The 325-nt window shown below is 57.8% G+C and carries 2 tRNA genes; both read right to left on the bottom strand.

Annotated features, from left to right (window positions below):
• Nucleotides 1-50 precede the first annotated feature (50 nt).
• Nucleotides 51-127, bottom strand: a tRNA-Met gene (locus tag EYS42_RS16990).
• Between the two features lie 73 nt (nt 128-200).
• A tRNA-Met gene (locus EYS42_RS16985) sits at nt 201-277 on the bottom strand.
• Between the last annotated feature and the right edge of the window lie 48 nt (nt 278-325).

Genomic DNA, 325 nt, shown 5'->3' with positions numbered 1-325 from the left:
GCCACTCGATGAGTGGCTTGGATGTTCGCAGCAAGTGCTGCGAATTGCTTTGGTTGCGGGGGCTGGATTTGAACCAACGACCTTCGGGTTATGAGCCCGACGAGCTACCAGACTGCTCCACCCCGCGCCAGAGGTGTGTGGCGATGCCGGAAAACCGGCTTCACCGAATGAACGCGCGCACAGGCCACGATCACTGGATTTGGTTGCGGGGGCTGGATTTGAACCAACGACCTTCGGGTTATGAGCCCGACGAGCTACCAGACTGCTCCACCCCGCGATGGAAGACTTAGATTATGGCACGAAAATGACTGCCGGGGCAAGTATT

Origin of the sequence: Aquabacterium lacunae, assembly GCF_004310865.1 — a bacterium.
Lineage (GTDB): Bacteria > Pseudomonadota > Gammaproteobacteria > Burkholderiales > Burkholderiaceae_C > Aquabacterium > Aquabacterium lacunae.
Note: the sequence above shows the minus strand (reverse complement) of the source record. Positions and strands in the feature narration are given on the sequence as shown.